14 protein-coding genes are annotated in these 5,139 nt (G+C 50.3%); 1 reads left to right on the top strand and 13 read right to left on the bottom strand.

Annotation, left to right across the window (positions count from 1 at the left end):
* The 13 genes from KIS29_11170 to KIS29_11230 form a co-directional block, all read right to left on the bottom strand.
* The coding region (locus tag KIS29_11170) for a site-specific integrase (protein ID MBX8640885.1) at positions 1-770 on the bottom strand (770 nt) is incomplete at its 3' end.
* Positions 767-1,168, bottom strand: a complete 402-nt coding sequence (locus KIS29_11175) for a hypothetical protein (GenBank protein ID MBX8640886.1) — start codon at positions 1,166-1,168, stop codon at positions 767-769. The genes KIS29_11170 and KIS29_11175, both read right to left, overlap by 4 nt.
* Positions 1,165-1,362: a hypothetical protein gene (locus KIS29_11180; GenBank protein MBX8640887.1), complete on the bottom strand. Its 198-nt coding sequence runs from the start codon at positions 1,360-1,362 to the stop codon at positions 1,165-1,167. The genes KIS29_11175 and KIS29_11180 overlap by 4 nt, the downstream gene beginning before the upstream one ends.
* Positions 1,359-1,619, bottom strand: coding sequence for a hypothetical protein (locus KIS29_11185; GenBank protein MBX8640888.1), 261 nt, complete (start codon positions 1,617-1,619; stop codon positions 1,359-1,361). The genes KIS29_11180 and KIS29_11185 overlap by 4 nt, the downstream gene beginning before the upstream one ends.
* Complete coding sequence (locus KIS29_11190; GenBank protein ID MBX8640889.1) at positions 1,616-2,131, bottom strand: hypothetical protein; 516 nt, start codon at positions 2,129-2,131, stop codon at positions 1,616-1,618. Before KIS29_11190 ends, KIS29_11185 begins: the two co-directional genes overlap by 4 nt.
* Complete coding sequence (locus tag KIS29_11195; protein ID MBX8640890.1) at positions 2,131-2,439, bottom strand: hypothetical protein; 309 nt, start codon at positions 2,437-2,439, stop codon at positions 2,131-2,133. The genes KIS29_11190 and KIS29_11195 overlap by 1 nt, the downstream gene beginning before the upstream one ends.
* Positions 2,436-2,630 (bottom strand): hypothetical protein, encoded by a 195-nt coding sequence (locus KIS29_11200; protein ID MBX8640891.1) that lies wholly within the window; start codon positions 2,628-2,630, stop codon positions 2,436-2,438. Before KIS29_11200 ends, KIS29_11195 begins: the two co-directional genes overlap by 4 nt.
* A 127-nt stretch (positions 2,631-2,757) precedes the next feature.
* Positions 2,758-2,982, bottom strand: a complete 225-nt coding sequence (locus tag KIS29_11205; protein ID MBX8640892.1) for a hypothetical protein — start codon at positions 2,980-2,982, stop codon at positions 2,758-2,760.
* A 123-nt stretch (positions 2,983-3,105) separates the two neighbouring features.
* Positions 3,106-3,396 (bottom strand): hypothetical protein, encoded by a 291-nt coding sequence (locus KIS29_11210; protein MBX8640893.1) that lies wholly within the window; start codon positions 3,394-3,396, stop codon positions 3,106-3,108.
* The gene (locus tag KIS29_11215) at positions 3,393-3,674 is read right to left on the bottom strand and encodes a hypothetical protein (GenBank protein MBX8640894.1); all 282 of its coding nucleotides are present in this window, start codon (positions 3,672-3,674) and stop codon (positions 3,393-3,395) included. Before KIS29_11215 ends, KIS29_11210 begins: the two co-directional genes overlap by 4 nt.
* 1 nt (position 3,675) lies before the next feature.
* Positions 3,676-3,888 (bottom strand): hypothetical protein, encoded by a 213-nt coding sequence (locus KIS29_11220; GenBank protein MBX8640895.1) that lies wholly within the window; start codon positions 3,886-3,888, stop codon positions 3,676-3,678.
* Positions 3,889-3,913: 25 nt separating this feature from the next.
* Positions 3,914-4,561: a hypothetical protein gene (locus tag KIS29_11225; GenBank protein ID MBX8640896.1), complete on the bottom strand. Its 648-nt coding sequence runs from the start codon at positions 4,559-4,561 to the stop codon at positions 3,914-3,916.
* Positions 4,558-4,707, bottom strand: a complete 150-nt coding sequence (locus KIS29_11230; GenBank protein MBX8640897.1) for a hypothetical protein — start codon at positions 4,705-4,707, stop codon at positions 4,558-4,560. Before KIS29_11230 ends, KIS29_11225 begins: the two co-directional genes overlap by 4 nt.
* 119 nt (positions 4,708-4,826) lie before the next feature.
* Between KIS29_11230 and KIS29_11235 the strand changes: the two genes are divergently transcribed.
* The coding region (locus KIS29_11235; GenBank protein ID MBX8640898.1) for a hypothetical protein at positions 4,827-5,139 on the top strand (313 nt) is incomplete at its 3' end.

Consider the following 5,139-nt stretch of genomic DNA (forward strand, 5'->3'; position numbering starts at 1 on the left):
ACCTTTCTCATGTCCACCCCTGCCTTCAGAAGCCTGGTTGCACAGTAATGCCTCAGGGCATGGGCATGGAGCTGCGGGACGTTTGCCGCCTTTCCCGCTTCCTTGATGTGCTGCCTCACGGGTGCAGCTTTCATCCTTCCGTAGTCTGCAGTCCAGAGCGCTTTCGGGTCTGAGGGCTGCCTGAATTCCCTTACGTACCGGTCAGCCATGTCCATTGTTGTGGGCGACAATGCAACGAACCGGTCCTTTTCCTTCTTGCTTGACCATATCTTGTATCCCTTTTCCCTCCTGTCCTCGATGTTCATCTTCAGGAGCTCCGATATCCTCATGCCCCCCTCCGCAAGCACCCGTATCATCAGAGCTGTCCTGAACCACTTTCTTTCGTGTTCCGGCTGCTTGAGGTAGTCCCTGATACTCTCGTTGAATTTCAGGCTGCATGTCCTCAGGATCTCCCGGTACTGGTCATCGGTGGGAAACCATGGATCCGAACTGGGTTCCCTGCTGAAATGAGGAAGACTGACTTCCTGGTTCGTGAATTTTGCCCATTTCGCCAGATCGGCCATTTCGCTTCTCAGGCTGACCTTCTTTTTCGCGTGTTCAAGCTGTTCTGCGCAGTACTCATAGACCCATACCTCGTCAATGTTGAACACGTCCAGGCCTTTCCTTGACAGGGTCCTTATCCTCCTCACGGCCCTGTCCATGGTTTCCACAGAGTATTCCGGGAGCAGGCGTACCCTGAAAGTCCTGAGTTCGCTGTTCAGGTCCTTCAATTCTTCACCCCCTTCCAGGCCGGCAGGAACCCTCCGGCGTTCTTGTTGTATTTGTAGCCATGTTGTTCCAGTTCCTTTGCAAGATCCGCAAACCCCTCCTTAAGGAACTTGCGTGGCTTCAGTTTTCCGTTGTCGTCCACCAGGTCCCATTTCGCCATTATCTCAGTGATGCTGCTGTCAGGCGCAGGCTTGCCGCCGGATGCCTGGTTTCCGTTTCCCGTCCTTTCAGCTGTGCCACTGTCCTGGATTTCCTTCCTGGTGAATCCCCATGGCTCCTTGGCATCCTCGAAAAGCCACTCCTGGTAGTCCCTGTCCACGGTTCCGTGCTTCTCCTTCAATGCTTCCCTGATCTTGTCCAGCTTCTCCATTTCCCTTTTCAGCCACTCATCAAAATTCATGCAAAGTCCTCCAGTTTCATTGTTGTTTTTACTACTTGTTCCCTCTTGGCGGATTCTTCCCTCATGATCTGCCCGACCATTGAGAGAAATTCCATCCTCCTCTTCCTGATCCAGGGAAGATTTGACGCATATGGCGGTATCTCGTCCAGGCCAAGCCGATCAAGCGCCTTCTGGCAGGCCTCCTCCATATTCATGAAACAGCCTCCGCCATCTTCTGCCTCAGTTTCATGTCATCCACCCGCAGCCTGTTCAGCTCCTCAGTATTCCGTTCTATCCTTCGCAGGCACGTCCTCTCATGTCGCCTCAGGGCCTTGATCTGTGTGGTTTCGTACAACAGGTCATTCCGGATTCTGATCAGCTCGTCCCTGTCTCTCTCAATCTTCCGCTCCAGGGTTTTTATCAGCTTGGGCTGGAACCTGAGCCTGTTCATGATCCTGTAATCAGGCCTCAACTTTCATTCACTCCGAAATACTGCCTTGCAATCTTCATGTAATCCTGCAGCTGCCGGTAATCATCCGGGTTCGTCTCAGGATTCATGGCACCCTTGACCAGTGAGTTGAATTTCTCCCTGACCTGCTGGAAATTGAGCGGTCTAGTGTTGAACCCCATGAACACGGCCCACTTGGGCACTTCGATAAATTCCAGCGCCCTGAAGCCCTGTATCAGCTGGCCAAAATCAAATACTCCCCTCTCCGCCAGCCTTGCAAGGTCCACGATACCATTTACAAGGACTATGAGGATATCCTTCTGCTGCGGTATGCTTATGCCGAAGTACTGCGCCCTGCTCCTGCTGTACTCGAACCTGTACACATTCCCCTTGTAAGAGAATTTCACGTATGCAGATGCATCATTCCTGCCTGTGCTTGTGCCATGGTCGAAATCTATTGCACCCAGCCGTTTTACCGCATTCTCCAGCTTCTTCATTGCCGAGGAGGTATCTGTCTTGAACGTCAGAGTATTCATCAGTACCCCTCCTTACCATTTCCCATCTTCTTTACCCAAAAAACAAAATCATCAGAATACCCTTTCCTGATCCACTCCAGCGCGTACCGGAAATGGTCAGCCATTTCCTTGAATGGCCTGAACGACTCATGGAAATCAAGTCCGTCGAGGATCTTGTTTGTGCATTTCCTGCAGTATGAGACGCCATGCCAGTCGATGATGGGGAAATCAAAGGCAGGCTTCCGCTGGTGGCATTCCTTGCATTTCACAGGCTCGAAGGTAAAATAGAGGGCTTTTGCTATCTGGCGAATCGTGTATTTTCGGCTCATTGGGACCACTCCTTCTTTTCTGCCACGAGCAAGCCCGGTTCACTTTTCAAGGTCCTTGTTATGCCCGCAGAGACCAGGGACGGAATCTTCTCAAGCCATTCATTGGCTGCCTTCCTTGGATCATCACTGGCTGAAATCATCTCACCTACCTTCTTACCATCATAGAGTATGAAGTATCCGTAGAATTTCATCGGAACCCCCACGATTCAAAATTTTCACATTCGCAATCGTCCGCCAAACAGGGTTCATCCCTCTCCCCTGTATCTGATCCATAATGCAAGCTATAAGGGTGTCCACACAAACATATTGGAGACCACATCAGAACCCCTCCCCTGAAACTGACCAGATAATTATGGCATCGTGGCCCCTTTTCTTATGGTAATTTACATGAGGGCCCGAATGGCCTTCCTCAAGATCACAGGGAAATTTCACACCCTTGAACTCCCAGTATGATGGGCATCTGTAGTCTTCCGGCGGATCGTCCCAGCTCGTGGAGTGTGCGACCCTGTCATTGTGGTCCTGTATTGGGTTCGAGAAGCTCATGCCTTCATCTCCTCCTCATTGATCACATGGCCACAGCTTTTGCAGAAGAGCATTATCCTCATGGCACCATATCTGTGCGGCTCGTTCCTGCAGTCGCAGGAGCATTCAACACCGGTACAGAGATCATTGCACAACCGGATCAGCCTCCTCATAATATCCTGGTGTGGCATCCGCCTTCTCGGCAAGTTCCTTGCACTCCTTCTGAAAGGCAGCTATTTTATCATCCTCGTACACGGCAGTTGTCAGGGTCTTCTCGTAAACCACCACCAGGGTCGGTGCCTCGAGGAACGCAATCCTGAACGTGTAGGATACATACACGTTCGTATCCTTCCTGCTGTATGCTGAATGGACCTTTGACCTGGATCCTTCAAGGCGGTCCATGAATTCCTCGAAATCGAAAAGAACCTCTTTCATGGAAACACCTCCGGAACTGCTTCTATGTCCATTATGGCCGGCTTTCCTGGGAACCACTTCTCCCAGTCTTCCAACAGCGATTGGAGCCTCGTGGCAGCCAAACAGTAGGCGTCATGAAGGTAAGGGTTCACACCCAGCCCATTCATCATGATAACCTGCCTGCACTGCCAGGCTTCCTCCCGGGCTTTCTGTATGTCGGATCGAAGGGATGCCATGAAGTCTACGATCAGCAGCTCATTCTTGTGGTCCATGTTGTATCCAAGGTCTGTACCGATCATTTCACAAAACCCCTTCTTTGCCTTCCGGCTCCACAGCCCCGAGGTCTGCCCTCATTCGTGTAACGGTCCTCCCAATTGCATGCTCTTTTATGGCCACACGATCCGGGTCATCCTGGTCCTTGACTTTCTCGATGGATCGTATTACTCTTGCAGTGACGGGATCCAGGTCCCGGAACTCCTTGTAGGATCGGTGCGTATCCCTATTCTCGTACATTATGGAGGCCCCCTGTAGAATGTCCTCATTGCGCACCCTCCCCCGTTATTTCCACAACTACCCTTGTCCTGTCCGGCAGCTTCCGGACTTCCATGGTGATTGTCTTTCCCTTTCCGGCGTGGTATATCTCTTCCTTGACTGTTTCGGAGATGAGCTTCTTCTGGGTGTCGTAATACCCTTCGAAACATGATACCTCAACCCTTGATTTCAGGATCCCTAGATTGGGAGCGGGAGGGCTCGGGGATTTCTCCTTCTCTACCGTGATCTCCTTTGTCTCGTTGGCCTGCTCTTCAATGGATCGTATTACCCCGGCATCCTCTGTTTCACGTCCCGCAGATGCCTTGACGGCAGCCGCCCTGACGGCCATGATGGCTCCCACGTGGTAGGACACGCTCGAGCTTGCCATGCCCAGGATCTTCGATATCTCCCTGTTAGTCTTTCCTTCACCGAGCAGCTTTGCAATTTCTTCCCTGGTCTTTCCCTGTTTCTTGGGGAACTTGACCGTCAGTTCCTTCTTCTGTATGGACGGTGTAGAACATTCGCATTCCTGGCAGAATTTGGTAAAAAATCTATGGCCGTCCTTGGTGTTGGTGTGCTTCACCAGATCACCGCTGGCCATTATGTCATGGCCGCAATTTGCGCACTTTTCTATCTCAAGTGCATTGGAGATCATGCTTCAACCTCCTTCTGGCGGTGCTCCTCTAGCAGCTTTGAAACTACGTCATCAAAAGAGTCAAGTTCCATCGCATGCTTGGCATGCTTTAGGAGAGCGTAGTTCTCGACGCTCACCTTCACAACCTTTCCATTTGTAGTTGTCATTCCATTCACCATTTGTCAATTACCAAATAGAGAACTCGTGGATGTATTAAAGGTTACTCATTAGTTAAATGACTAATATGAACATGCCTATATGTAAATAGTTATTTAGTCAATAGCAGATGGACGTCTTAGACTTCAGATATGCCAAATCAGTGATTCTGAAACTACTTGAAAAAGATACATTCATGAAATCAGAACTATTTAAGATAGTATCTAGCAATCAGACACTTGACAAGCTTCTAGACGCATTAGAAAAGGATGGGTATGTAACAAAAATATCCTCCAATTATGGTAGACGCACTTATTCTATCTCACTTACAGACAAAGGAAGAACTGTAGCCGAACAGCTGAAGAAGGCGGAGGAGGCGGCCAGTGGCATCGTGATCCATGAGGATGAGGGGAGAATAGAGATATCCAACGTTCCGGAGGAGT

This window comes from Candidatus Sysuiplasma jiujiangense (assembly GCA_019721075.1).
Taxonomy (GTDB): domain Archaea; phylum Thermoplasmatota; class Thermoplasmata; order Sysuiplasmatales; family Sysuiplasmataceae; genus Sysuiplasma; species Sysuiplasma jiujiangense.

Excerpts from the sequence above, each read along its gene's own strand:
- KIS29_11175 (MBX8640886.1), bottom strand. The coding sequence starts at position 1,168 with ATGAATTTTGATGAGTGGCTGAAAAGGGAAATGGAGAAGCTGGACAAG.
- KIS29_11180 (MBX8640887.1), bottom strand. The coding sequence starts at position 1,362 with ATGAATATGGAGGAGGCCTGCCAGAAGGCGCTTGATCGGCTTGGCCTG.
- KIS29_11190 (MBX8640889.1), bottom strand. The coding sequence starts at position 2,131 with ATGAATACTCTGACGTTCAAGACAGATACCTCCTCGGCAATGAAGAAG.
- KIS29_11195 (MBX8640890.1), bottom strand. The coding sequence starts at position 2,439 with ATGAGCCGAAAATACACGATTCGCCAGATAGCAAAAGCCCTCTATTTT.
- KIS29_11200 (MBX8640891.1), bottom strand. The coding sequence starts at position 2,630 with ATGAAATTCTACGGATACTTCATACTCTATGATGGTAAGAAGGTAGGT.
- KIS29_11205 (MBX8640892.1), bottom strand. The coding sequence starts at position 2,982 with ATGAGCTTCTCGAACCCAATACAGGACCACAATGACAGGGTCGCACAC.
- KIS29_11210 (MBX8640893.1), bottom strand. The coding sequence starts at position 3,396 with ATGAAAGAGGTTCTTTTCGATTTCGAGGAATTCATGGACCGCCTTGAA.
- KIS29_11215 (MBX8640894.1), bottom strand. The coding sequence starts at position 3,674 with ATGATCGGTACAGACCTTGGATACAACATGGACCACAAGAATGAGCTG.
- KIS29_11220 (MBX8640895.1), bottom strand. The coding sequence starts at position 3,888 with ATGTACGAGAATAGGGATACGCACCGATCCTACAAGGAGTTCCGGGAC.
- KIS29_11225 (MBX8640896.1), bottom strand. The coding sequence starts at position 4,561 with ATGATCTCCAATGCACTTGAGATAGAAAAGTGCGCAAATTGCGGCCAT.
- KIS29_11230 (MBX8640897.1), bottom strand. The coding sequence starts at position 4,707 with ATGACAACTACAAATGGAAAGGTTGTGAAGGTGAGCGTCGAGAACTAC.